At 73.7% G+C, this 23,342-nt stretch carries 17 protein-coding genes; 5 read left to right on the top strand and 12 right to left on the bottom strand.

Going from position 1 to position 23,342, the window contains the following annotated elements; all coding sequences use genetic code 11:
• Positions 1 to 14: 14 nt before the first annotated feature.
• From Cch01nite_RS04195 to Cch01nite_RS04175, 5 genes are read right to left on the bottom strand one after another with little or no spacing between them, the layout of a single operon-like run.
• Positions 15 to 1,715 carry a GAF domain-containing sensor histidine kinase gene (locus Cch01nite_RS04195; protein ID WP_239069850.1) on the bottom strand — a complete coding sequence of 567 codons (1,701 nt, stop codon included), beginning with the start codon at positions 1,713 to 1,715 and terminating at the stop codon, positions 15 to 17.
• On the bottom strand, positions 1,708 to 3,567 hold the full coding sequence (gene cydC / locus Cch01nite_RS04190; RefSeq protein ID WP_203748958.1) for a thiol reductant ABC exporter subunit CydC: 1,860 nt from the start codon (positions 3,565 to 3,567) through the stop codon (positions 1,708 to 1,710). The genes Cch01nite_RS04195 and cydC overlap by 8 nt, the downstream gene beginning before the upstream one ends.
• Positions 3,564 to 5,219 carry a thiol reductant ABC exporter subunit CydD gene (gene cydD / locus Cch01nite_RS04185; protein ID WP_203748956.1) on the bottom strand — a complete coding sequence of 552 codons (1,656 nt, stop codon included), beginning with the start codon at positions 5,217 to 5,219 and terminating at the stop codon, positions 3,564 to 3,566. Before cydD ends, cydC begins: the two co-directional genes overlap by 4 nt.
• A gap of 13 nt (positions 5,220 to 5,232) precedes the next feature.
• A complete protein-coding gene (gene cydB, locus Cch01nite_RS04180) occupies positions 5,233 to 6,276 on the bottom strand; it encodes a cytochrome d ubiquinol oxidase subunit II (RefSeq protein ID WP_203748954.1) in 1,044 nt (347 codons plus the stop codon).
• 17 nt (positions 6,277 to 6,293) lie between these two features.
• Positions 6,294 to 7,805 (bottom strand): cytochrome ubiquinol oxidase subunit I, encoded by a 1,512-nt coding sequence (locus tag Cch01nite_RS04175; protein ID WP_203748952.1) that lies wholly within the window; start codon positions 7,803 to 7,805, stop codon positions 6,294 to 6,296.
• Between the two features lie 500 nt (positions 7,806 to 8,305).
• On the opposite strand from Cch01nite_RS04175, the gene Cch01nite_RS04170 reads away from it, so the two are divergent.
• From Cch01nite_RS04170 to proB, 5 genes are all read left to right on the top strand, one after another.
• Positions 8,306 to 11,491, top strand: coding sequence for a ribonuclease E/G (locus Cch01nite_RS04170; RefSeq protein ID WP_203748949.1), 3,186 nt, complete (start codon positions 8,306 to 8,308; stop codon positions 11,489 to 11,491).
• Between the two features lie 311 nt (positions 11,492 to 11,802).
• The gene (gene rplU, locus Cch01nite_RS04165) at positions 11,803 to 12,111 is read left to right on the top strand and encodes a 50S ribosomal protein L21 (RefSeq protein ID WP_203749192.1); all 309 of its coding nucleotides are present in this window, start codon (positions 11,803 to 11,805) and stop codon (positions 12,109 to 12,111) included.
• A gap of 59 nt (positions 12,112 to 12,170) precedes the next feature.
• The gene (gene rpmA, locus Cch01nite_RS04160) at positions 12,171 to 12,428 is read left to right on the top strand and encodes a 50S ribosomal protein L27 (protein WP_203748947.1); all 258 of its coding nucleotides are present in this window, start codon (positions 12,171 to 12,173) and stop codon (positions 12,426 to 12,428) included.
• Positions 12,429 to 12,542: 114 nt separating this feature from the next.
• Positions 12,543 to 14,066 carry a GTPase ObgE gene (obgE, locus tag Cch01nite_RS04155; protein ID WP_203748945.1) on the top strand — a complete coding sequence of 508 codons (1,524 nt, stop codon included), beginning with the start codon at positions 12,543 to 12,545 and terminating at the stop codon, positions 14,064 to 14,066.
• Positions 14,067 to 14,230: 164 nt separating this feature from the next.
• Entirely contained in the window at positions 14,231 to 15,394 is a 1,164-nt protein-coding gene (gene proB, locus Cch01nite_RS04150; RefSeq protein WP_203748943.1) for a glutamate 5-kinase, read from the top strand.
• A gap of 157 nt (positions 15,395 to 15,551) precedes the next feature.
• Here proB and Cch01nite_RS04145 read toward each other — a convergent pair whose 3' ends face one another.
• From Cch01nite_RS04145 to Cch01nite_RS04115, 7 genes are all read right to left on the bottom strand, one after another.
• Positions 15,552 to 16,052, bottom strand: coding sequence for an SEL1-like repeat protein (locus Cch01nite_RS04145; RefSeq protein ID WP_203748941.1), 501 nt, complete (start codon positions 16,050 to 16,052; stop codon positions 15,552 to 15,554).
• Positions 16,053 to 16,172: 120 nt separating this feature from the next.
• On the bottom strand, positions 16,173 to 17,090 hold the full coding sequence (locus Cch01nite_RS04140) for a hypothetical protein (protein ID WP_203748939.1): 918 nt from the start codon (positions 17,088 to 17,090) through the stop codon (positions 16,173 to 16,175).
• A complete protein-coding gene (locus tag Cch01nite_RS04135; RefSeq protein WP_203748937.1) occupies positions 17,087 to 17,707 on the bottom strand; it encodes a DUF6318 family protein in 621 nt (206 codons plus the stop codon). Before Cch01nite_RS04135 ends, Cch01nite_RS04140 begins: the two co-directional genes overlap by 4 nt.
• Positions 17,708 to 17,848: 141 nt before the next feature.
• Positions 17,849 to 19,474: an ABC transporter substrate-binding protein gene (locus tag Cch01nite_RS04130; RefSeq protein ID WP_203748934.1), complete on the bottom strand. Its 1,626-nt coding sequence runs from the start codon at positions 19,472 to 19,474 to the stop codon at positions 17,849 to 17,851.
• A gap of 120 nt (positions 19,475 to 19,594) precedes the next feature.
• A complete protein-coding gene (locus tag Cch01nite_RS04125) occupies positions 19,595 to 21,259 on the bottom strand; it encodes a dipeptide ABC transporter ATP-binding protein (RefSeq protein WP_203748931.1) in 1,665 nt (554 codons plus the stop codon).
• Complete coding sequence (locus Cch01nite_RS04120; protein WP_203748928.1) at positions 21,256 to 22,191, bottom strand: ABC transporter permease; 936 nt, start codon at positions 22,189 to 22,191, stop codon at positions 21,256 to 21,258. Before Cch01nite_RS04120 ends, Cch01nite_RS04125 begins: the two co-directional genes overlap by 4 nt.
• Entirely contained in the window at positions 22,188 to 23,183 is a 996-nt protein-coding gene (locus tag Cch01nite_RS04115) for an ABC transporter permease (protein WP_203748926.1), read from the bottom strand. Before Cch01nite_RS04115 ends, Cch01nite_RS04120 begins: the two co-directional genes overlap by 4 nt.
• Positions 23,184 to 23,342: the final 159 nt, after the last annotated feature.

The following is a 23,342-nucleotide window of genomic DNA, read 5'->3' as shown; positions in this document are numbered from 1 at the left end:
CGTCGCAGCGGGGCTCAGCCCAGGGGTGCGGTCCAGCGCAGGTGGGTGCCCGTCCCCGTGGCGGGCGCGCCGAGGGAGAACGAGCCGCTGTGCTGGCGCGCGCGTGAGGCGAGGTTCCCGGTGCCCGACGCGCGGTCCCGGGTCGCCGGCATGCCGACGCCGTCGTCGATGACGTCGACGACGACGGAGCCGTCGGCGCCCACGCCGTCGACCGCGACGTGCACGGTCACAGAGCTCGCGTGCGCGTGGCGGGCGGCGTTGGCGAGCCCCTCGCGGACGACGGCGACGACGTCGTCCGTGAGCGCGTGACCCACCCGGTCGTCCATCCGGTCCTCGTCGAGCCCGTCGTCGTCCTCGGCGCCGGTGTCGAGGAGCGCGCCGTCGAGGGTGAGCACCACCGACGGCGCGAAGCCCAGGCCGGTGCGGGCGAGCGACGACTCGCGGCGCAGCCGCTCGACGAGGCCCGTCGCGGCGTCGGGGTCGCGGAGCTTGAAGACGATCTCGCGGATCTGCCGGACGGAGCCGTCGACGTTGTCGAGGGCCTCGTCGACGATGCTGAGCAGCTCGCTCGGGTCGACGCCGCGGGCGGCGCGGCGCCGGACGGTTTCGAGCTGCATGCCGGTCGCGAAGAGCTGCTGGATGGCGAGGTCGTGCAGGTCGCGGGCGATCCGCTCGCGCTCGTCGAGGAGCGACGCGATGTCCTGCGCGTGCCGGGCCTCGGCGAGCACGTACGCGAGAGCGGCCTGCGCGGCGAACGACTCCGCGGTCGCGAGGTCCCGGTCCTCGAAGAGCGGCTTGCCGGCCAGCCGGAGGAGCAGGAGCACGCCGACGCCCCGGCCGGAGGTCTGCAGCGGCGCGAAGATCGCGGAGGTGAACGCGGACAGCTCCGGGACGACCGTGCGGATGGACTGCGACGGCTCGAAGACGATCATGCCCTTGTTGTCGAGCATCACCTGCTCGGCGCGACCGCCCGCGGGCATCATCGTGCCGACCAGGTCGGGCGCCAGGTGGCCCACGGCCATCTCGATGAGGAGCGTCCCGCCGAGGCCCGGCAGAGCGAGCGCCGCGGTGTCCGCACGCGACACCTCGCGTGCCGTGGCGGCGACGTGCTCGAGCGCCTCCTCCTCGTCGACGCCCTCGAGCAGCATCGTCGTGACGTCCTGACCGGCCCGCAGCCAGTGCTCGCGCTGCGCGGCCTCGGCGTAGAGCTGGGCGTTCGAGACGGCGACCCCGGCGGCGGCGGCGAGCGCGACGACGACCTGCTCGTCGGCGTCGGTGAATCCGCCGTCCTTCTCGGACAGGTACAGCTGGCCGTACACGTGCTTCCCGACGCGGACGGACGCACCGAGGAACGACCCCATGGGCGGATGGTTCGCGGGGAAGCCGCCGAAGGCGGGGTGCTGCGTGAGGTCCTCGAGCCGGAGCACGCCCTCGGGCGGGATGCGGCCGAGCACGCCGTGCGCGTGGGGGGCGGTCGCGAGCATCCGGGCGACCGCGTTGGGGATGCCGGTGTAGACGAACGTCGTGGAGGCACCGTGCGAGTCGAGGACGTTGATCGCGCCGTACCGGGCGCCGGTCAGCCGGGCGCTGACCTGCACGAACCGGTCGAGCACCGCGGGCAGGTCGAGCTCGCTGGCGACGGCGAGGATCGCGTCGAGCAGCTCCGTGACCCCGGCGCCGGCCTCGCGCGACGGCTCCGGCTGGACCTCAGACAAGACGCCCTCCGCCCACGGGGTCCCGATCTGCCGGCTCTGCGGCGTCGGCGTCTCCCGCACGCGTGTCTCCTTCGTCCGTGCCGAGCGGCGGACCCGGCCGGGTGGCCGTCTCACGCTCGATGGCTTCACGGTAACCCGGGACGCGGGCCAGGAGATCGGTGTGCGTGCCGCGTGCCATGACGTGCCCGCCACCGAGGAGGACGACCTCGTCGGCGGCGGCGAGCGCGGACAGCCGGTGGGTGACGACGAGGACCGCGCGGCGGCCGGAGCGGGCGGCGTCGAACAGCTCGCCGACCACGGCGTCGGCCGTCTGCGGGTCGAGGTGCTCGGCGGGCTCGTCGACGAGGAGCACCGGGGCGGGGGACAGCAGGGCGCGCGCGAGCAGCAGGCGTCGGCGCTCGCCGCCCGAGACGGTCCTCGCGTCGGGTCCGAGGAGCGTGTCGAGCCCGTCGGGCAGGCCTGCGAGCCAGCGGTCGAGGCCGACGCGGCCCAGCGTCGCGCGCGCCTCGGTCGGCGTGACGTCGCCGCGTGCCACGCGCAGGTTCTCCAGGACGGTCGTGCCGAACACGTGACCGTCCTCGAGCGCCGCGACGACGACGTCGGGGGACGGCGGGCCCTCGTCGTCGTCGCGTCCCACCGTGCCGGACACCGCCGGCAGCAGCCCGGCGAGCGTCAGCAGGGTCGTCGTCTTGCCCGCGCCGCTCGACCCGACGAGCGCGACGGCGCGCCCGGGTCGCAGGTCGAGGTCCAGGCCGGTGACGACGGGTGGGCGACCGGGCCACCCGCAGGCGAGGTCCCGGGCGACCAGACCGGCTCCCGGTGCGGGGCGGCGGGGCAGCTCGGGCGCCGGGTCGCCGGAGGCGTCGAGGAGCGCGAGGATGCGGGCGGCCGCGGCGCGGGACCGCTGCACCTGGAGCGCCGCGGCCGGGAGCATCCCGGTGGCCTCGAACGCGGCGAGCGGCGTCAGGACGATCACGGCGAGCTCGACGGGCGCGAGCGCACCCCGGGCGACCGCGGGGATACCCGTGACGAGCGCGGCGAGCACCGCCACGCCGACGGCGACCTGCCCGAGCCCGGCCGCGAGCGCCGCGGGTCGTGCGCCGGCGTCGGTGGCGGCGGCGATCCGTGCGTCGGCGTCCCGCAGCGCCGTGAGCTCGGTGCCGACCCGCCCGGCGACGGACAGCGGACCGGCGTCGTCGAGCAGCCCGAGTGCCGTGGCGGTCATGTCGGCCCTGGCCTGCACCGCCCTCCGCTCGGCGGTGCGTGCACCGCGGGCGGCGAGCGCCGGAGCAGCGACGCCGGCGAGGAGGAGGCAGCCGGCGAGCGCGAGCCCGGCGGGGACCCAGAACGCGCACATCGCGGCGACCGTGCCGACGCCCAGCACGGCGGCCACGGCGGCGGGCAGGAGGCCCCGGACGACCACGTCGCCGACGGCGTCCACGTCGGCCCCGACCCGGGCGAGCAGGTCGCCGTGGCGCAGGCGGACGAGCGCGTCGGGCCGGCCGGCCGCGAGCCGCTCGTACAGCGTGGTGCGCAGCGTCGTCATGCCGCGCAGCGCGAGGTCGTGCGACACGAGCCGCTCGCAGTACCGCAGCACGCCGCGACCGATGCCGAACGCCCGCACGGCGACCGTCGCGACCGTCAGGTACATCACGGGCGGCATCTGGGAGGCGCGCGCGATGAGCCAGGCCGCCGTGCCGGCGAGGGCGACGGCGCAGCCGAGGGCGAGCGTGCCGAGCAGCACGGCCAGCGCCAGGCGGCGCCGGTCGACGTCGAGCAGGCGCACCGCGCGGAGCAGGGTGCCGCGGGGTGCGCCCGTCGCGCCCGCCGGGGCCACGCCGGGCGAGCTCATGCGGGCACCGCCGCACCGGTCCGGACCGTGACGACGGTGTCCGCGCAGGCCGCGAGCGACGCCCGGTGCGCGACGAGCAGCACGGTGCGGCCGTCCTCCCGCAGCCGCCGCACCGCATCGAGCACGACCTGCTCGCCGGCGGCGTCGAGGTGGGCGGTCGGCTCGTCGAGCACCACGAGCGGTGCGTCCGACAGCAGGGCGCGGGTGAGGGCCACGCGCTGCCGCTGCCCGAGGCTCAGGCCCGCGCCGCCCCGACCGAGCTCCGTCCGCCACCCGTCGGGTGCGGCTGCGACGACGGCGTCGAGCCCGGTGAGCGTGGCCGCCGCGTCCCGGTCCTGGTCGGACGCACCGCCCACGACGTCCGCGATCGTGCCCGGCTCGAGGACCGGGCGTTGCGGCAACCACGTGACCTGGCGCCAGTACGACGGCAGGTCGACGTCGCCGAGGGGGACCGGTGGCGCGCCGGGGGAGTCGAGCACGACGGTGCCCGCGTCGGGCCGCAGCAGGCCGAGGACCAGCTCGACGGCGGTGCTCTTCCCGGCACCGCTCGGACCGACGAGCGCGACGACGGACCCGGGTGCGAGCGTCACGTCGAGCCCGGCGGGCGTCAGGGCGTCGCCGGTGCGCACCCCGACCTCGCGCAGGTGCACCGTCGTCGTCGCCAGGTCGGGAGCGGGCAGCGACCCGGTCGGGGGAGCGGGCGCGTCGAGCACCGCGAAGGCCTGCTCGGCGGCGGCGACCCCGTCCGCCGCGGCGTGGAACTGCGCACCGACCTGCCGCAGCGGCCAGAAGACCTCGGGTGCGAGCACGAGGACCGCGAGCCCGGTGACCAGGTCGAGGTCGCCGTCCACGAGCCGCAGCCCGATCGCGACGGCGACGAGCGCGACGGCCAGCGTGGTGAGGAGCTCGAGCACCATCCCCGACAGGAACGCGATCCGCAGCGTGCCCATCGTGGCGCGCCGGTGCGCGTCGCCGAGCGCGTGCACACGGGCGGCGGGACCGCGCTCGCGGCCGAACGCCCGCAAGGTGGGCAGGCCCGCGAGCAGGTCCAGGACCTGCGCGCCGAGCCGCTGCATGGTCGCGAGGCCCGCCTCGGAGCGCCCCTCCGTGAGGCGGCCGACGAGCACCATGAACAGGGGGACGAGCGGCAGGGTGCCGACCAGGATCGCGGCGGACACCCAGTCGAGCCCGAGCACCACGAGGAGCGTCCCCGGCGTGACCGTCGCCGCCAGGAGCAGCTGCGGCAGGTAGCGGACGAAGTACGGCTCGAGCGCGTCGAGTCCGCGCGTCGCGAGCGTGACGGTCGCGGCGCCGCCGGTCGCGGCGAGCCGGCGGGGGCCCAGCGCCACCGTGCGGGCCACCACGGCCTCCCGCAGCTCGCCCACGGCGCGGGTGGCGGACCGGTGCGCCCAGCGCTCCTGCGCCGACGTCACGACCGCGCGTGCCAGCACGACGACGGCGAGCCAGCCGACGAGCGGAGCGAGCGTGTCGAGCGTCGCGCCGTCGTGCACGGCCCGGCCGAGCGCCCGCGCGAGGAGCAGCGCCTGCGCGACGACGAGCGCGGCCGTGAGGATGCCGAGCGCCGCGGTGAGGCCGACGTACCCGCGCGCCGAGCGGGCGTGCCGCAGCAGGCGCGGGTCGAGCGGCCTCACGCGGCGGCGCCCGTCATCGCGCGTCGGTGCCCGACCGGGCGAACGTCAGCCCGACGCTGTCGGGGATGTGCTCCGCGGAGATGCGCTTGCGGAACACCCAGTACGTCCAGCCCTGGTAGAGCAGCACGAGCGGTGTGAGGACCACGGCGACCCACGTCATCACGGTGAGCGTGTAGTGCGTGGACGAGGCGTTGTCGACCGTCAGCGAGTTCGCGGGGTCGAGCGCGGGCATCACGTCGGGCCACATCGACCCGAAGATCAGCACCACGGCGGCGACGATGGTGACGGCCGACGCGACGAACGCGAGGCCCTCGCGGCGTGCACGGGTGGCCACGACCAGCACGACGAGCGCGCCGGCGGCGACGACGACGGCCGCCCAGGTCCACGCGACGGAGTACGCGACCTGCGCCCACACGGCCCACGCCCCCGCCACGACGAGCGTGACGACCGACCAGCGGGCTGCGAACCGCCCGGCCTTCTCCCGGACCTCGCCGCCGGACTTGAGCGCGAGGAACACCGCACCGTGCGTGAGGAACAGCAGCGCCGTCGTCGCGCCGCCGAGCAGGGCGAACGGGTTGAGCAGCGCCCAGAACCCGCCGACGTACTGGTGCGACGCGTCCAGCTCGACGCCGCGCACGAGGTTGCCGAACGCGACCCCCCACAGCACCGCGGGCACCCACGAGCCGACGATGAGCCCGCGGTCCGCCCAGCCGCGCCACCTCGGGTCGTCGATCTTGCCGCGCCACTCGAACGACACGACCCGCACGATGAGGGCCAGCAGGATGAGCAGCAGGGGCAGGTAGAAGCCGGAGAACATGGTGGCGTACCACTCGGGGAACGCCGCGAACGTCGCGCCGCCGGCGGTCAGCAGCCACACCTCGTTGCCGTCCCAGACGGGCCCGATGGTGTTGATCATGACGCGGCGTTCCTTGTCGCGGTCCGGACCCCGCCCGAAGATGCCGAGCAGCATCCCGACCCCGAAGTCGAACCCCTCGAGGACCAGGTACCCGGTCCACAGCACGGCGATCAGCACGAACCAGACGGTCGTGAGCTCCATGGTCGTCGCCTCCGTTCTCAGTACGCGAAGGACAGGGGGCGGTCGGCCGACGTGGGGTCGTCCGGGTCCGGCCGGTTGGCGGGGTTGTCGGGGCTCGGGTCCTTCTCGGTGTCCGCGACGCCCTCGACGGTGTAGCGGTGCATGAGCCGGTACCAGACGACGGCCAGCGCCGCGTACAGGGCGGTGAACGCGATCAGCGACGTGAGGATCGTGCCGGGGCCGGCGACCGTCGAGACGCCGCGAGCGGTCAGGAGCCACACCCCGTCGACGCCCGACGGGTTCGGGTTCGGGGCGACGACCCACGGCTGGCGGCCCATCTCGGTGAAGATCCAGCCGAACGAGGACGCGAGGAACGGCGTCGCCAGCGCCACGATCGCGAGGCGGCTGACCCACACGCTGCTGCTGACGCGGCCCTTGCGGGTCACCCACAGGGCGACGAGCGCGAGCGCGGCCGAGCCGACGCCGAACCCGATCATGAGCCGGAACGACCAGTACGTGACGGCGAGGTTCGGCTGGTACGAGATCGGCTCGCCGTTCGCGTCCGTGAAGCCGTACTTCTCCTCGTACTGCCGCTGCAGGTCCTCGACGCCGGGCAGCGGGGAGGTGAAGTCGCCGGTCGCGAGGAACGACGTGAGGCCCGGGATCTGGATGACGTGGCTGACGCCCTCGCACGAGTCCGTCAGGTCGCCGATCGCGAGGATCGAGAACGGCGCGCCGCCGTCGGTCGTCTCGCACAGCGCCTCGGCGGCCGACATCTTCATCGGCTGCTGGTCGAACATCAGCTTGGCCTGCTGGTCGCCCGACAGTGCGACGCCGACACCCGAGACGAGCATGACGATCACGCCGAGGGTGATCGCCGGCCGGTACACGTCGCGGGCCTTCTCGCCCTCACCCCGCCGGGCGAGCTTGACCATCCACCAGGCGGCGATCGCCGCGACGAAGGTGCCGGCCGTGAGGAACGCCGCCGAGATGGTGTGCGGGAACGCCGCCCAGAGCGTGGAGTTGGTCAGCACGGCGCCGATGTCGGCCATCTCGGCCCGGCCGCGCTCCTCGTTGAGGATCGTGCCGACCGGGTGCTGCATCCAGGAGTTCGCGGCGAGGATGAAGAACGCGGACAGGTTCGTCGCGATCGCGACCGCCCAGATGCACGCGAGGTGGATCTTCTTCGGCAGCTTGTCCCAGCCGAAGATCCACAGGCCGAGGAACGTCGACTCGACGAAGAAGGCGGCCAGCGCCTCCATCGCGAGCGGGGCACCGAACACGTCCCCGACGAAGCGCGAGTACTCGGACCACGCCATGCCGAACTGGAACTCCTGCACGATGCCGGTGGCGACGCCGATCGCGAAGTTGATCAGCAGGAGCTTCCCGAAGAACTTCGTCAGGCGGAGCCATCGCTCGTTGCCCGTGCGGACCCAGGCGGTCTGCATGATCGCGACGAGGGGGGCGAGCCCGATCGTCAGCGGCACGAAGATGAAGTGGTAGACGGTCGTGATGCCGAACTGCCAGCGGGCCAGAGCGAGGGCGTCCACGTGCGTCTCCCGTGGGTCGTGCGAGCGGTTCGGTCAGGGTGCCGCGATCGGTCGGGTCGGTCGCGGACCTGGGGGAACGCTAGGACCGAGACCAGTCTGCTCCTGGGACCAAGGTCCCGCGTACTGACGGGGCGTCGTCATCCCACGACGTTCGTCACACCCGCCCGACGACCCCCGTGACGGCACGCCGGTGTGCGCGTCGCACCCCGGCGGCGAGGCCCTGTGCGATACTGACTGCGGTCATCGGAGCGCCCCACACCGCCCCGGAGACCCTTGAGCTCGCAGCATCAACGCGTCGTGCGCGCCAGACCGCCGCCCGGTCGTCCGAGGGGTTCCTCCAGAACCCGCCTCGGAGCAGACTCGGCAGGCGATGGCGCCGACCCGGGTGCAGCAGCCACGACCGACGACTTCCGTCACCGCGCCGAGGGCGCGAGTGACGACCGACCGACCGAGGACCACCGCGTGTGGGCGGGGCTCCCCGGTACCCAGGAGCACCCCGCGTGACCCACGAGAACACCCCTGAGACCGCTGCAACGACGACGACGGTCGGGGGTGAGGCTGCGCCGGCACCCGCACGGCGCCGCCGGGCCTCGCGGAGCGCCGCCGCTCCCGCGCCCGTCGTCACCGAGACGGCCACCGAGGCCGCTCCGGCCGTGCCCGACGCGGCCCCCGAGCCCGTCGTGAGCCCGCCCGTCGTGAGCGAGCCCGTCGCGACCCAGACGGCCGCGCCAGAGGCTGCTGCCCCGCAGCAGGAGACCGCCCCCGAGGCGCCCCGGGCGCGCAAGTCCCGCCGCGTGACCCGCACCGTGGTGGTCGAGCCCGCCCCCGAGGCCGCGGCGCAGGCCGCGCCTGCCGAGCCGGTCACCGAGCCTGAGGCGGCCGAGCCCGAGGCGGCCGAGCCCGCCAAGGCCCCGCGGCGTCGCCGCGCCGGCACGCGCGCCGCCGCGGCCCCGGTCGAGCCCGTCGTGGAGCCGGTCGTCGAGCTTGCCGCCGACGAGGCCACGGACGAGGAGACGGTCGAGGACGAGACGACCGAGGACGCCGGCACGGCGACCACGCTCGACGTGCGCGCGGCCCTCGCGACCACCACGCCGTCGACCACCACCGACGCCCCCTCGGGCACCGGGATGCCCCGACTCGCCACGACCGCGCTGCTGTTCCAGGCGCCGGACCCGGCGGCAGCCCGTCCGCGGCGCCGTCGTGCGCAGGCCAGCGCCGGCTCCCCGGAGGCGATCTCCGAGGAGGCGCGCCGGATCGAGCGCGAGCAGCAGGAGGCCGCGGCCCGCGAGCAGGAGCAGCCCGCCGAGCCCGAGCAGGACGAGGCCGCCCAGCCGGCGCAGCGCCCGTCGCGTCGCCGGGGCCGTCGTGGTCGCGGCGCGGACAGCGCCCCGGTCGACGAGGCGGTGGCCGACGAGCTCGTCGCGCCGACGTCGGACGACGAGGAGGCGGACGACGTCGACCTCGCGGCCATCGACGAGGGCGAGGGCGAGGAGACGGCCGAGGGCCAGGGAGCGCCGCGTCGCCGTCGTCGTCGTGGCGGCCGTGGCCGTCGGACCCGCGCGGACCAGGCGGGCGACGAGACCGCCGAGGCCGAGGAGTCCGACGAGGACGCCGAGGACGAGCCGGACGACGAGGGCGCCGAGGGCGACACCGACGGTGACGCCGCAGAGGGCACGGGTTCGAGCCGTCGCCGTCGCCGCCGTCGTCGGGGGACGCGCGCGGACTCGGGCGAGGGCGGCGGCGACCGGCCGCGCACCCGCTCGGCGAGCGACGAGGTCACCGCGCTGCGCGGCTCGACCCGTCTCGAGGCCAAGCGTCAGCGCCGCCGTGAGGGCCGCGACGCGGGCCGCCGCCGTCAGATCATCAGCGAGGCCGAGTTCCTGGCCCGCCGCGAGTCGGTCGAGCGGTCGATGGTGGTCCGCGAGAAGAACGGCCGCATGCAGATCGCCGTGCTGGAGGACGGGGTGCTCGTCGAGCACTACGTGTCGAACCAGGCGCAGTCGTCGATGGTCGGCAACGTCTACCTCGGCCGGGTGCAGAACGTGCTGCCCAGCATGGAGGCCGCGTTCGTCGACGTCGGCAAGGGCCGCAACGCGGTGCTGTACGCCGGTGAGGTCAACTGGGACGCGGCGGGCCTCGACGGCGGTCAGCCGCGTCGCATCGAGCAGGCGCTGAAGTCCGGCGACTCCGTGCTCGTGCAGGTCACGAAGGACCCGATCGGCCACAAGGGCGCCCGCCTGACGTCGCAGGTCACGCTCGCCGGGCGGTACCTCGTGTACGTGCCGGGCGGCGGCATGACGGGCATCAGCCGCAAGCTCCCCGACACCGAGCGCAACCGCCTGAAGAAGATCCTGCGCGAGGTCGTCCCCGAGTCGGCCGGCGTCATCGTCCGGACCGCCGCCGAGGGCGCGAGCGAGGACGAGCTGCGCGCCGACATCGCCCGCCTGCAGGGCCAGTGGGAGGCGATCGAGAAGAAGTCGAAGACCGCGTCGTCGCCGGCCCTGCTGCAGGGCGAGCCGGACATGGCGATCCGGGTGGTCCGCGACATCTTCAACGACGACTTCAGCTCGCTCGTCGTGCAGGGGCAGGACGCCTGGTCGACGATCTCGTCGTACATCGACGAGCTCGCGCCGGACCTCGCGCAGAAGGTCTCGAAGTGGACGTCGGAGACGGACGTGTTCTCCGTGCACCGCATCGACGAGCAGCTCGCCAAGGGCATGGACCGCAAGGTCTGGCTGCCGTCCGGCGGCTCGCTGGTCATCGACCGCACCGAGGCCATGACGGTCGTCGACGTCAACACCGGCAAGTTCACGGGCTCGGGCGGCACGCTCGAGGAGACCGTGACCCGGAACAACCTCGAGGCCGCCGAGGAGATCGTCCGCCAGCTCCGGCTGCGGGACATCGGCGGGATCATCGTCATCGACTTCATCGACATGGTGCTCGAGTCCAACCGTGACCTCGTGCTGCGCCGGCTCGTGGAGTGCCTGGGCCGCGACCGGACCAAGCACCAGGTCGCCGAGGTGACGTCGCTGGGCCTCGTGCAGATGACCCGCAAGCGGGTCGGCCAGGGCCTCGTGGAGGCGTTCAGCGAGACGTGCGAGCACTGCCACGGGCGCGGCTTCATCGTGCACGAGGAGCCCATCGAGAAGAACCGTCCCGACGCGGGGGCCGCGCAGCAGCCGGCGCCCGTCGCCGACGGCGAGGCCAAGCGGTCGCGTCGCAAGCGCGGCGGGGCCAAGGAGCCCGTGGCGCTGGTGCCGCACGCCGGCGTGCCGGTCCTGCCCGAGGCGCGCGAGGCCGTCAAGGCCACGCTCGCGACGATCGCGGCGGCCGCAGCACACGCGCACGAGCACGAGCACCACGCGACGGCCGCTCCGGCTGCCGTCGAGGACGCCACGCCGGTCGAGGCCGAGGCTCCCGTGCTCGTGACGGCGCCGGACGTCGCCGCGCCGGCGGTCGTCGAGGAGAGCGCTCCGGCAGCGCCCAAGCTCGACGTGCTCGCCGCGTTCGCCGGCTTCCACGTCACGGACGAGGCCGACGGGCCGGTCGAGGAGCTCGAGCTGACGCCGGTCCCGGCCGACGTCTTCGAGGCAGCGGCCGACGACGAGGCCGACGCCGGGCCTGACGCCGACCCGGCCGAGGGGCACTCGACCGGCGGCGACGAGCAGGACCCCGAGCAGGGCTGACGGCGTAGGCGCGTGCCGGTCGACCGGCCGGCACGCGCCTGCGCCGGCGACCGGCTCCCTCCTGGACGTGCGTTCCGTCACGTCGCACCGGGAGCGGGCCGCCAGGTTTGACCGTGCGCCACGGGGTCCGTACCCTAGAACGTCGGCGCGTCGTGTGCGCGCTGATCGTGCGTGCCGCCGCTTTCGGTGCCGACGCGAACTCCCGAAGGAACCGGCGAGAGCCGGCTGAAGAGGGATGTGCGCGGGTACGGGCAGGGCACCAGACGAGATTTTCGACCTGAGAAGTTCGACGAGCAGAGATGAGCAGCAACGTGGTGTACGCGATCGTGAAGGCTGGCGGCCGCCAGGAGAAGGTCGCGGTGGGCGACGTCGTCGTCGTCGACCGCCTCGCCGCGCAGGCCGGCTCGACCGTCGAGCTCTCGGCCCTGCTGCTCGTCGACGGTGAGAAGGTCACCACCGACGCCGCGGCCCTGGCCAAGGTGAAGGTGACGGCGGAGGTCGTGCGGGACGAGAAGGGCCCGAAGATCGACATCCTCAAGTACAAGAACAAGACCGGTTACCGCAAGCGCCAGGGTCACCGCCAGAAGCTGACCCGCCTCAAGGTCACCGGCATCAACTGAACTCGCTCCGCGGGCCACCCGCGGTTGCACCCCACGTACAGCTAGAGAGCAGGTTCGTCATGGCACACAAGAAGGGCGCGAGCTCCTCGCGCAACGGCCGCGACTCGAACGCCCAGCGCCTGGGCGTCAAGCGCTTCGGTGGCCAGGTCGTCAAGGCCGGCGAGATCATCGTCCGCCAGCGCGGCACCCACTTCCACCCCGGCAACAACGTCGGCCGCGGTGGGGACGACACGCTGTTCGCGCTGACCGCCGGTGCCGTCGAGTTCGGCACCCGTCGTGGCCGCAAGGTCATCGACATCGTCGCAGTCGAGGGCTGACGACCACAGACCAGCAGTAGACGAAGGGGCGCACCGGTGCGGTGCGCCCCTTCGTCGTGTGACGATCGGCCGTGAGCTCACGGACGATCGACCGATCTTTCAGGAGGCTATGCCGTGGCGACGTTCGTCGACCGGGTCGTGCTGCACGCGACCGGTGGTGACGGTGGGCACGGGTGTGCGTCCATCCACCGCGAGAAGTTCAAGCCCCTCGCCGGGCCGGACGGCGGCAACGGCGGCAACGGCGGGTCGGTGATCATCCAGGTCGACCCGCAGGTCACGACGCTGCTCGACTTCCACCACCTGCCGCACCGGCACGCCCCGTCGGGCTCGCAGGGCATGGGCGACCACCGCTCCGGCTCCACCGGCGCCGACCTGGTCCTGGGCGTGCCTGACGGCACGGTCGTCAAGGCTCCCGACGGCGAGGTGCTCGCCGACCTGGTGGGCGTCGGCGCGCAGTACGTGGCGGCCCCCGGCGGACGTGGTGGGCTCGGCAACGCCGCCCTCGCGTCGCCGCGGCGCAAGGCCCCCGGGTTCGCGCTGCTCGGCGAGCCCGGCGAGTCGCACGACGTGATCCTCGAGCTCAAGACGATCGCCGACGTGGCGCTCGTCGGCTTCCCCAGCGCCGGCAAGTCCAGCCTCGTCGCCGCGATCTCCGCGGCACGCCCCAAGATCGCCGACTACCCGTTCACGACCCTCGTGCCGAACCTCGGTGTCGTGCAGGCAGGGTCCGCCCGGTACACCGTCGCGGACGTCCCCGGCCTCATCCCCGGCGCGTCCGAAGGTCGCGGGCTCGGGCTGGAGTTCCTGCGGCACGTCGAGCGGTGCGCGGTGCTCGTGCACGTGCTCGACTGCGCGACCCTGGAGCCGGACCGCGACCCGCTGTCCGACCTCGACGTCATCGAGGCCGAGCTCGCGCAGTACGCGGGCGACATCGGCATCGAGGGCGGCCGTACGCCGCTCGCCGAGCGGCCCCGGATCGTCGTCCTCAACAAGATCGACGTGCCCGAGGCGCGTGACCTCGCCGAGCTCGTCCGGCCGGAGCTCGAGGCCCGCGGGCTGCGGGTGTTCGAGGTCTCGACCGCGAGCCACGAGGGGCTGCGGCCGCTCACGTTCGCGCTCGCCGAGATCGTCGCGCAGGCCCGTCGTGACGCACCGCAGCCGGAGAACACCCGGGTGATCCTGCGGCCGAAGGCGGTCGACGACGCCGGGTTCACCGTCACCAAGCGGGAGTCCGGCGGCCAGGTGTACTACTCGGTGCGCGGCGAGAAGCCCGAGCGCTGGGTGCGGCAGACCGACTTCTCCAACGACGAGGCCGTCGGGTACCTCGCCGACCGGCTCGCGCGGCTCGGGGTCGAGGAGCGGCTGTTCGCGACCGGTGCGGTCGCGGGCGACGAGGTCCGGATCGGGCCCGACCACAACGCGGTCGTCTTCGACTGGGAGCCGACGCTGATCACCGGGTCCGAGCTCCTCGGCGGCCCGCGCGGCACCGACGTGCGCCTCGAGAACCACGACCGCCGCCCGACGCGTGGCGAGAAGCGGCACGAGCACAAGGAGCGCATGGACGCGAAGGCTGCGGCCCGCGACGAGCTGTGGACCGAGCGCGAGTCGGGCGTCTGGACGGACCCCGACCGCGACTGAGCACCACCCGACGCCGCGCCGGTTCGAGGACCGGCGCGGCGTCGTCGTCTCCGGACGACGTCCCGCGGACCCTCACCGCTGAGATCGATGCCGGGGCTCCGCGGCGACGGCATGGACGTCCGCGCAACGGATGGTGCCGTGGTTCGGGGCTCACGCGGGGCAGAATGCCGGTCGTGACCGCCGCCGCCCTGCACTCGCGTGAGCAGCTCCCGTCGGCTGCCCGCGTGGTGGTGAAGGTCGGGTCGTCGTCGCTCACCAGCGCCGACGGGCGGCTCGACCCGGACCGTCTGCGCGCGCTCGTCGACGTGCTCGCCGCACGTCGAGCCGCAGGCGGGCAGGTCGTGCTCGTCTCGTCCGGAGCGATCGCCGCCGCGATCGGCCCGCTCGGTCTCGCCACCCGGCCCCGCGACCTCGCGACGCAGCAGGCCGCCGCGTCCGTCGGGCAGGGCCTGCTCGTCGCGCACTACACGAAGGCGTTCGCCGACCACGGCCTGCGGGTCGGTCAGGTGCTCCTCACCGCCGAGGACACCGTCCGCCGCGGCCACTACCGCAACGCGCACCGGGCCCTGACACGGCTGCTCGATCTCGGTGTGGTGCCGATCATCAACGAGAACGACGCCGTCGCCACCGACGAGATCCGGTTCGGCGACAACGACCGGCTCGCCGCGCTCGTCTCGCACCTGGTGCACGCCGACGCGCTCGTGCTCCTCACCGACGTCGACGCCCTCTACACCGGCCCGCCGTCCCGCCCAGGTTCCCAGCGCATCACGCGGGTCGACGGGCCGCGGGACCTCGACGGCATCGACGTGTCGTCCCGGGGGAGCGCCGTCGGGACCGGCGGCATGGTCACCAAGCTGGAGTCCGTCGCGATCGCCACCCACTCCGGTGTGCCGGTGGTGCTGACGTCCGCCGCGCAGGCCGCCGCCGCCCTCGACGGCGACGACGTCGGCACGTGGTTCGCGGCGACCGGTCGGCGCACCTCCATCCGGCTGCTGTGGCTCGCGCACGCCGCGAAGGCGCACGGGCGCCTGGTGCTCGACGAAGGTGCCGTCAGAGCCGTGGTCGACCGGCGCACCTCCTTGCTCCCCGCCGGGGTCACGGCCTCCGAAGGGTCGTTCGAGGCGGGCGACCCGGTCGAGCTCGTCGGGCCGGACGGTGTCGTCGTCGCGCGTGGTCTCGTCGCGTACGCGTCCGACGAGGTGCCCGGGCTGCTGGGCCGGACCACGTCCGACCTGCGTGCCGACCTCGGCCCCGGCTACGACCGCGAGCTCGTCCACCGTGACGACCTGGTGCTGGTGCGTCGACGGAAGGCCGCCGTCCGCGCGTGAACACCCCGGCCCGGTGATCGGTCCGACTCCCCGTGCTCAGCAGCTCTCCCTGCAAAGCCCACGGCCGCGCACACCACCAAGCGTGTCGTGATCAGCGGGATCGGTGTTGGAGACCGGCTTCCCGTGAGCGTGGGCACAGGCGATCTCTCTGTTCCCCCTAGAGGGGGTTCGAGCCGTCGAGGTTCAAGGCGTGCCCCTGGGCGAAGAACCGCTTGGCGGCGAGGTGCCCCCGTTCGGCGGCCATCCGGAACCACGGCTCGGACGCCGCGAGACCGTCACGCTCCTCGACGAGTCGGCCCATGTCCCACATCGACTCGCGGTCGCCCGCGTCGACCGCGGCGCGCAGCAGCCGCTCCGCCTCGTCGACCTCGCCGTTGAGCTTGTGCAGCGACGCCCGCGCGCGCATCGCCCGCGGGACACCGGCCCGCGACGCGGCGTCGAGCTCCTCGAGGTTCCGGTACTTGCCCCGGTTGCCCATCCAGCGCACGACCAGCCCCGCGACACCGATGCCCCACAGCCACCAGACGGTCGTCATGAGGCCGCCGTTGCCCGTGATCAAGGCGACGATGCTGAGGATCGCCGCGACCGTCACGAGCATGGGCGACAGCGCCCGCCAGATGCTGACGAGAAAGCTCACGACGAGGACGACATAGATCACGGGCGAGCTCCAAGAGTCCGTGGTGCACGGTCGGTCGCCGCATCATGGCATCTCACAGGGTGTCCGAGAAGTCACGTTTCAGCAGGTCGGCGCTGCAGTCGCACGCCGTCGTCCGTGAGGTCAGCAGTCGGCCTGCGTCGGGTCGGTGAGGCAGTCGGTGGCGACCAGGTGGGCCCGGCGCTCGACGATGTCGAACGGGGCCGACGTCGCGGTGGTCTCGGCCGTGCCGAGGATGTCGTGCCACTGGGTGTCGCCGTCGACCCGGTACCGGCCCGACCAGATCGTCGTGGCCGTGATCGTGCCCGTGCCGGCCTGCTCGTAGACGTGGAACAGGTCGAAGCCCGGCCACGGGTGACCCTGGCGGTGGGTGGACAGGGGCTTGCTGTCGTCGCCGAAGTCCCAGACGTAGCGCTCGGGGGTCGCGATCACGTCGACGCCGTACCCGAGCAGGTCGGTGCGTAGCTGTTGGGGTGTGTCGGTCGAGTAGACGATCGTCTCCATGTTGACCAGGACCCAGTCCTTGTTCGGCTGCATGTGCCAAGCCGGTGCCGGCAGCGGGAGGCGTCGGAAGTCCTCGACCGACATGGTCGGCAGCAGGTCTGCGGGGCACCCGCCGTAGGCGGCCAGGACCCACGGGTTCCACGGGTCGGCGGGGGTCGCACGAGTACGTCGCCACAGCGGGAGGACCGGTTCGGCGCCGTCGCAGTAGTTCAGCCCGACCGTCCCGGATGCCTCCGGGCACGGGCCGTTCAGCGGCGTGGTCGGAATGGCGGAGTTCGTGTCACACATCAGCGCCCGCTGAACCTGCACGACCTTCAGCTCCGGTGGGATGGAGGCGGACTCGGCCTCGACATGCCGTCTGTTCTGCTCGCCCGCGAAGGCGTCCAGGTATGCCGCGTTGTCCTTCAGGTTCGACCACATGGCGCCGGTCGGGCCGACCGGCACGGGTTTTGCAGTCTCGCCATGGGCCGCGGTCTGCGCACCACCGACAGACAGGATGCCCGCGAGCATGGCGATGACGAGCAGCCTTGCTCTCACGACGCCTGCGTCGGCGTCACGCCGCGGACTACCCACGTGCCGTCCTCCCAGATCACGATCGTGTCGATCGTGCCTACGGACGCGGGATTGCTCTGGATCACGGCACCTGTCGTGTCGAGAAGTTCAGTCGGCTCGACCTCGACGTGGAATGTCACGTGGAAGACATGGCCGGGGTCCGGCTCCAGCGCTGTCACATCGGACGCGGTGATGAGCCCACCACGCATCCGCTGCCCGACCTGCTCGAGCTGGGCGACCTCTGACAGGACGCTGTGGCAGAAGATGCAATCTGGGTCGGTGAGGGTCTTCCACTCGGAGATATCGCCGGTCGCGTACACGTACGGGTAGAGGCGCTGGAAGTACACCGCTACGGTTTCGGCGTTCTCGACGGTGGCAGGCCCGTCGAGCGCGGTCGGTCGGTCAGGTGGGATTGCCGCGTCGGCATCGGCATCGGCACTCGCGGTGGGCGTCGGGACTGACGTCGGCGTGGACGACGCGGCCCCAGTCGGCGCGATAGATGGATCGGACGCAGGGGCGTTCGTGCAGCCGGCGAGCAGAAACCCGACAACCAGTGCAGCACTCGTCCTCGGGAGACGAATGGCCGTCACGATGCGCAGCATGCGGGCGAACCTATCCAATGCGGACATCGGGCCGGGCGGGTCGTCCACAGGTGTGCCCGTCCGGGCACGGGTGAGGGTGGGACCGTCCGCGCAGACGGCGACGGGGCGCCCGGCATGCCTGCCGGACGCCCCGTCGGGCGGTCACTTCGTGAGCCACGCCCCCGTGAGCTGGCCCAGGCGGGAGTCGGCGCCGAGGACCACGCCGTGCACGTCGGTGGAGAGCCCGAGGAACGTGGTGAGCTCGTGGACGGGCACGACGTGGTGCTCGGTGACGAGCCGTTCCTGGGCGTCGGCGAGGATCGTCGAGCGCTTCGCGGGGTCGCCCTCGGCGAGCTGTGCCTGGAGGAGGGACTCGAGCTCGGGGTCGGCGATCCGGTAGAAGTTCGTCGCGGTCGTCGAGTACTGGGTGCGCAGGACGTCGCCGTCGGCGCGCGACAGGTTGCCCCAGACGAGGTCGAACGCGCCGGTCTTCAGCTTGTCCTGGAACTCGGGGACGGTGCCGCTCCAGAGGGTGACGTCGATGCCGACGGCCTTGAGCTCCTGCTGGATGAGCTGCACGGACGTCTCGTTGGGGCTGAAGTTGGTGATCCAGACGAGGGTCGGTGCGAGGCGCTGGCCGTCCTTGGCGTAGATGCCGTCGGAGCCCTTCGCCCATCCGTCGGCCTCCAGCACCGACGCGGCCTTCTTCGGGTCGGTGACGAGGTCCTTGCTGAGGTCGACGACGTCCGGGGTGGTGCTGGCGAGGGGGCTCTCCGCGACGGCGAACCCGTCGACGAGGGCGGTGTCGCGGATCTCGGTCGGGTTGACGGCGAGCGAGATGGCCTCGCGCACCGCCGGGTCGCTGCCGACCGGGCTGGACTCGTTGAACGTCACGCCGAACACGATGCCCGGGTTGGCGCGGCTGACGACGGGGAAGCCGGCCTGGTCGAGCGTGGCGATGTCGGTGGGCTGCACGCCGCCGATGACGTCGACCTGCTCCGAGGTGAGGGCGCCGGTGCGGACGCCGGCCTCGGGGATGACCTGGAACGTCACGGAGTCGAGGTGCGGGGCGTCGGACGCGCCGTCCGGGCCCCACGCGTAGTCGTCGCGGGCCTTGAGGACGGTCTCGACGTCCTTGGTGTAGTGGTCGATCGTGAACGGGCCGGTGCCGACGACGCCGACGCCCGTCGAGCGCTGGTCGTACGGGATCGCGAGCGTGGAGGCTGCGACGATGCCGAGAGCGGCGGCGGACGTGGCCTGCGGGAACGGGGCGTTCGGGGTGGAGAAGGCGACGGTGACCGTGTGGTCGTCGACGACCGTCGTGCCGGTGTAGCCGATGAACGACGGGGCGGCGCTGCTCTTGGCGCCGGCGGCGACGATGTCGTCGAACGTCGCCTTGACGGACGCCGCGTCGAACGGGGTGCCGTCGGAGAACGTCACGCCGTCGCGCAGCGTGAACGTGAACTCGGTCGAGTCGTCGTTCACGGTCCAGTCGGTGGCGAGCCACGGCTTGAGGCTGCCGTCCTCGGGGTCCTGCCAGATCAGGGAGTCGACGACCTGGCGGGTCACGTACAGCGTGTCGTTGCCGGAGCCGATGCCGCTCGGGTTGACGGAGATCGGGTCGTTGCCGATGGCGAACGTGAGGTCGCCGCCGTCGACGGGGGCGTCGGCCGACGCCGAGGCGGACGGGTCGGTGCCGGCGGAGTCGGAGCCTGCGGAGCAGGCGGCGAGCGCGAGGCCGGCGGCGGTGAGGAGGGCGAGCGCGCGCAAGGGGCGGGCGTAGGACATGGGTGCTCCTGGGTGTGACGGGGGCAGGCGGGACGTGCGGGGCCGGCCGGCGTGGGCCGACGCGCGCCCGGGGTCAGGCGTTCGTCGGGGTGCGACGCAGGCCGCAACGACACGAGGTGCTCATCGCGCACCTCCGGTGGTGGCGCGGACGCGGGCCCCGGGGATCGCGGACAGCAGCTCGGCCGTGTACTCCGCCCGGGGGTCCGCGAAGACGGCCTCGACGGCCCCCTGCTCGACGACCCGGCCGTGCTGCAGCACCGCGACCTCGTGGGCCACCTGACGGACCACCGCGAGGTCGTGCGAGATGAACAGGTAGCTGAGCCCGAGCCCTTCCTGCAGGCCGGCGAGCAGGTCCAGGACCTGCGCCTGGACCGAGACGTCGAGCGCGGAGACCGGCTCGTCGAGCACGACGACCTCCGGCTGGAGCGCGAGCGCGCGGGCGATGGCGACGCGCTGCCGCTGGCCGCCCGACAGCTCGGCCGGCCGGCGCTGCAGCGCCGTGGCGGGCAGCGCGACGACGTCGAGGAGCTCGGCCGCACGGGCGGCGCGGGTGCGCCGGTCGCCGACGCGGAAGGCTCGCAGCGGCTCGGTGACGATGCGCTCGACGGACCAGCGCGGGTCGAGCGACGCGTACGGGTTCTGGTACACGACCTGCATGCGCCGCCGCAGCGCACGCAGGTGCTCGCCGTGCGTGCCGGTGACGTCCTGACCGTCGACGAGGACCGTGCCGGACGTCGGGTCGGTGAGGCGCAGCGCGAGGCGCGCGGTCGTCGACTTGCCGGACCCGGACTCGCCGACGAGGGCGAGCGTGCGTCCTCGGGGCAGCGCGAACGACACGTCGTCGACGGCGCGCAGCCGGCCGCCACCCGCCGACCGGGGGAGCGCGAAGTCCTTGACGAGGTGCCGGACCTCGAGCACGGGGCCGACCGCGGGGTCGACCGTGGGCGGTCCGGTCGTGCTGCTCGCCGAGGCGACCCGCGGCCGGACCCGTGCGCCGCGCAGGCTCGGCGCGGCGGCGAGCAGCGCCCGCGTGTACGCGTCCTGCGGCGACCCGAGGACGGCGTCCGGGGTGCCGTGCTCGACGACGCGTCCCTGCGACATCACGACGATGCGGTCGGCCCGGTCGGCGGCGACCCCGAGGTCGTGCGTGATGAGCAGGATGCCGGTCCCGGTCCCCGACGTGAGGGTCTCGAGGTGGTCGAGGATCTGGCGCTGCACGGTGACGTCGAGCGCGCTGGTCGGTTCGTCGGCCACGAGCAGGCGCGGCTTCGCGACGAGCGCGATCGCGATGAGGACTCGCTGCCGCATGCCTCCGGACAGCTCGTGCGGGTACTGCCGTGCGCGGACCTCCGGGTCGGGCAGGCCGGCGGCCCGGAGCGCCTCGACGGCGGCGACCACGGCGCCGCGACGGCCCACGAGCCCGTGGATCCGCAGGACCTCGGCGACCTGGTCGCCGATCCGCTGGACCGGGTTGAGCGACACGGTCGGGTCCTGCGGCACGAGCCCGACGAGCCGGCCACGGACGGCCTGCAGCGTGCGGGGGGAGGCGTGCGCGACGTCGTGCCCGAGCAGGTCGACGGTGCCGCGCTCGATGCGGGCGCCGTCCGCGAGCAGCCGGACGACGGCCGCGGCCGTCGTGGACTTGCCGGAGCCCGACTCGCCGACGAGCGCGACGGTCTCGCCGGCGTCGACGTGCAGGGACACGTCCTTGACCGCGCGGACGTCGCCGTGCCGCGTGCGGTACGTGACCGCGAGGTCCGCGACGGTGAGCAGGCGTTCGCTCATCGGGCACCTGCCCGGTCGCCGTCGAGGGCGCGTGAGATGCGACCGGCGGCGAGCACGCTCGCGGCGATCGTCAGGCCCGGCAGCGTCGTGAGCCACCAGGACGTGCGCAGGTAGTCGCGCCCGCCGGAGACCAGCGCGCCCCACTCGGGGGCGGGCGGCGGCTCGCCGTACCCGAGGAAGCTCAGGGCGGACACGGCGAGGATCGCGGCGCCGAGCTCCAGCGCGGCGAGCACGACGACGGGACCGGCCGAGTTCGGCAGCACGTGCTGGAACAGCACCGACCACCACCGGCTGCCGCCGGCGTGCGCGGCCTCGACGTACACGGACGTGCGGACCCGGAGCACCTCGGAGCGCATGATCCGGGCGACGGACGCGACGCTCGCGAGGCCGACGGCGACCGCGACGTTGATCGTGCCGAACCCGAGCGCGGTGATGAGCGCGAGGGACAGCAGGAGCGACGGGATGGAGAGCAGCACGTCGACCGTGCGCATGACCACGTCGTCGAGCACGCCGCCGACGAAGCCGGCGAGCAGCCCGAGCAAGGAGCCGACCACGAGCCCGACGCCCACGGCGACCAGGGCCGCCTCGAGCGTCAGGTGCGTGCCGTGCACGACCCGCGTGAACAGGTCGCGGCCGAGCTGGTCGGTACCGAACCAGTGCGAGCCCGACGGGCCCTGCAGCTTGTCGGCCGGGACGCCCGTGAGCGGGTCGCCGGACGCGAGGACGTGCGGCGCGAACGCGGCGACCAGCACGAGCCCGGCCCACACGAGCGCGACGAGGAGCCCGGGGCGCCGCAGGACGTCGGCGAGCCGGCCGCGCCAGACGTGGCGGGCGACGAGGTCCTCGTCCCGGCCACGGACCCCGGCGTCGCCGGGTGCGCTCCGGTCCGCGGTCGGGTCGGCGAGCGGGGTGAGCGCGTCGACGGCGGTCATGCGGCACCCACCAGCGCCGGCTCACCGGCTGGGCCAGTCGGCGCGGCGGCCGCGCGTGGCCGCCGCACCCGCACGATCCGCGGGTCCAGCAGCGGGTACAGCACGTCCACGAGGAGGTTGACCAGCACGTACACGGTCGCGGCGAAGAGCACGATGCCCTGCACCACCGGGACGTCCTGGGCTCCGACCGACGTCGCGGTGAGCCGGCCGAGTCCCGCGCGTGAGAACACGGTCTCGGTGACGACCGCGCCGGACAGCAGACCGCCGATCACGAGTCCCGTGACGGTGAGCGTGGGGAGGGCGGCGTTGCGCAGCGCGTGCCGCAGGTGGACGCGGACCCGGCCGGCGCCCTTCGCCCGCGCGGTGTCCGCCCAGGGCTCGTGCAGGGTGCCGAGCAGGCTGCGCGACAGCATCTGCGCGACGAGCGCCCCGGTGGGCAGCGCGAGCGTGATCGCCGGGAGCACGAGCGACGCGAACCCCTTGTTCCCGACCGCGGGGAACACCGGGAACGTGAAGGAGAACCACTGCACGAGCGTGAGGCCGAACCAGAACGACGGGATCGCGACCCCGAGCGGGGGCAGCGACAGCAGCGTGTGCGAGAGCGCCCGGCTGCGTACGTACGTCGCGACGATGGCGAGCCCGCCGCCGAGGACGAGCGCGAGGACCAGTCCGAGCGCGGCGATCTGCGCCGTGGGCGGGACGGCCTCCGCGACGAGGTCCGTGACCGGCCGGCCGTTCACCACGGACGTCCCCAGGTCGCCCTGCAGGACGTGCCCGAGCTGGGTCAGGTACTGCACGGGCAGCGGCCGGTCGAGCCCGTACTCCGCACGCACCGCGGCGAGCTGCTCGGGGGAGATGTCGCTCGAGTCGCCGCCGTACAGCAGGGACACGGGGTCGCCGGGCAGGGCGTACAGGACCACGAACGAGACCGTGTACGCCGCCCACAGGACGCCGAGCGCCTGGGCCAGGCGGACGGCCAGGTAGCGGGTCATGGTGCTCCAGGGTTCGGGGGTGCGGTTCCTCGGGGACGCCGGAAAGTAGGGCGGACGTGCAGGCCGGTCAAGGCATCGCCTCGGGCGTCTCGCCATGTGGCGCCGCATGAAATCCGTCGGCTCAGGCACCGGATCCCGGATGGCGAGACGCCCTCTCGG

This window comes from Cellulomonas chitinilytica (assembly GCF_016862675.1).
Taxonomy (GTDB): Bacteria; Actinomycetota; Actinomycetes; order Actinomycetales; family Cellulomonadaceae; genus Cellulomonas; species Cellulomonas chitinilytica.
Note: the sequence above shows the minus strand (reverse complement) of the source record. Positions and strands in the feature narration are given on the sequence as shown.

Bases quoted from the DNA above. Each gene is read 5' to 3' on its own strand.
- cydC (WP_203748958.1), bottom strand. From the start codon at position 3,567: ATGAGCTCGCCCGGCGTGGCCCCGGCGGGCGCGACGGGCGCACCCCGC.
- cydB (WP_203748954.1), bottom strand. From the start codon at position 6,276: ATGGAGCTCACGACCGTCTGGTTCGTGCTGATCGCCGTGCTGTGGACC.
- rpmA (WP_203748947.1), top strand. From the start codon at position 12,171: ATGGCACACAAGAAGGGCGCGAGCTCCTCGCGCAACGGCCGCGACTCG.
- proB (WP_203748943.1), top strand. From the start codon at position 14,231: ATGCCGGTCGTGACCGCCGCCGCCCTGCACTCGCGTGAGCAGCTCCCG.
- Cch01nite_RS04135 (WP_203748937.1), bottom strand. From the start codon at position 17,707: ATGCTGCGCATCGTGACGGCCATTCGTCTCCCGAGGACGAGTGCTGCA.
- Cch01nite_RS04130 (WP_203748934.1), bottom strand. From the start codon at position 19,474: ATGTCCTACGCCCGCCCCTTGCGCGCGCTCGCCCTCCTCACCGCCGCC.
- Cch01nite_RS04125 (WP_203748931.1), bottom strand. From the start codon at position 21,259: ATGAGCGAACGCCTGCTCACCGTCGCGGACCTCGCGGTCACGTACCGC.
- Cch01nite_RS04120 (WP_203748928.1), bottom strand. From the start codon at position 22,191: ATGACCGCCGTCGACGCGCTCACCCCGCTCGCCGACCCGACCGCGGAC.
- Cch01nite_RS04115 (WP_203748926.1), bottom strand. From the start codon at position 23,183: ATGACCCGCTACCTGGCCGTCCGCCTGGCCCAGGCGCTCGGCGTCCTG.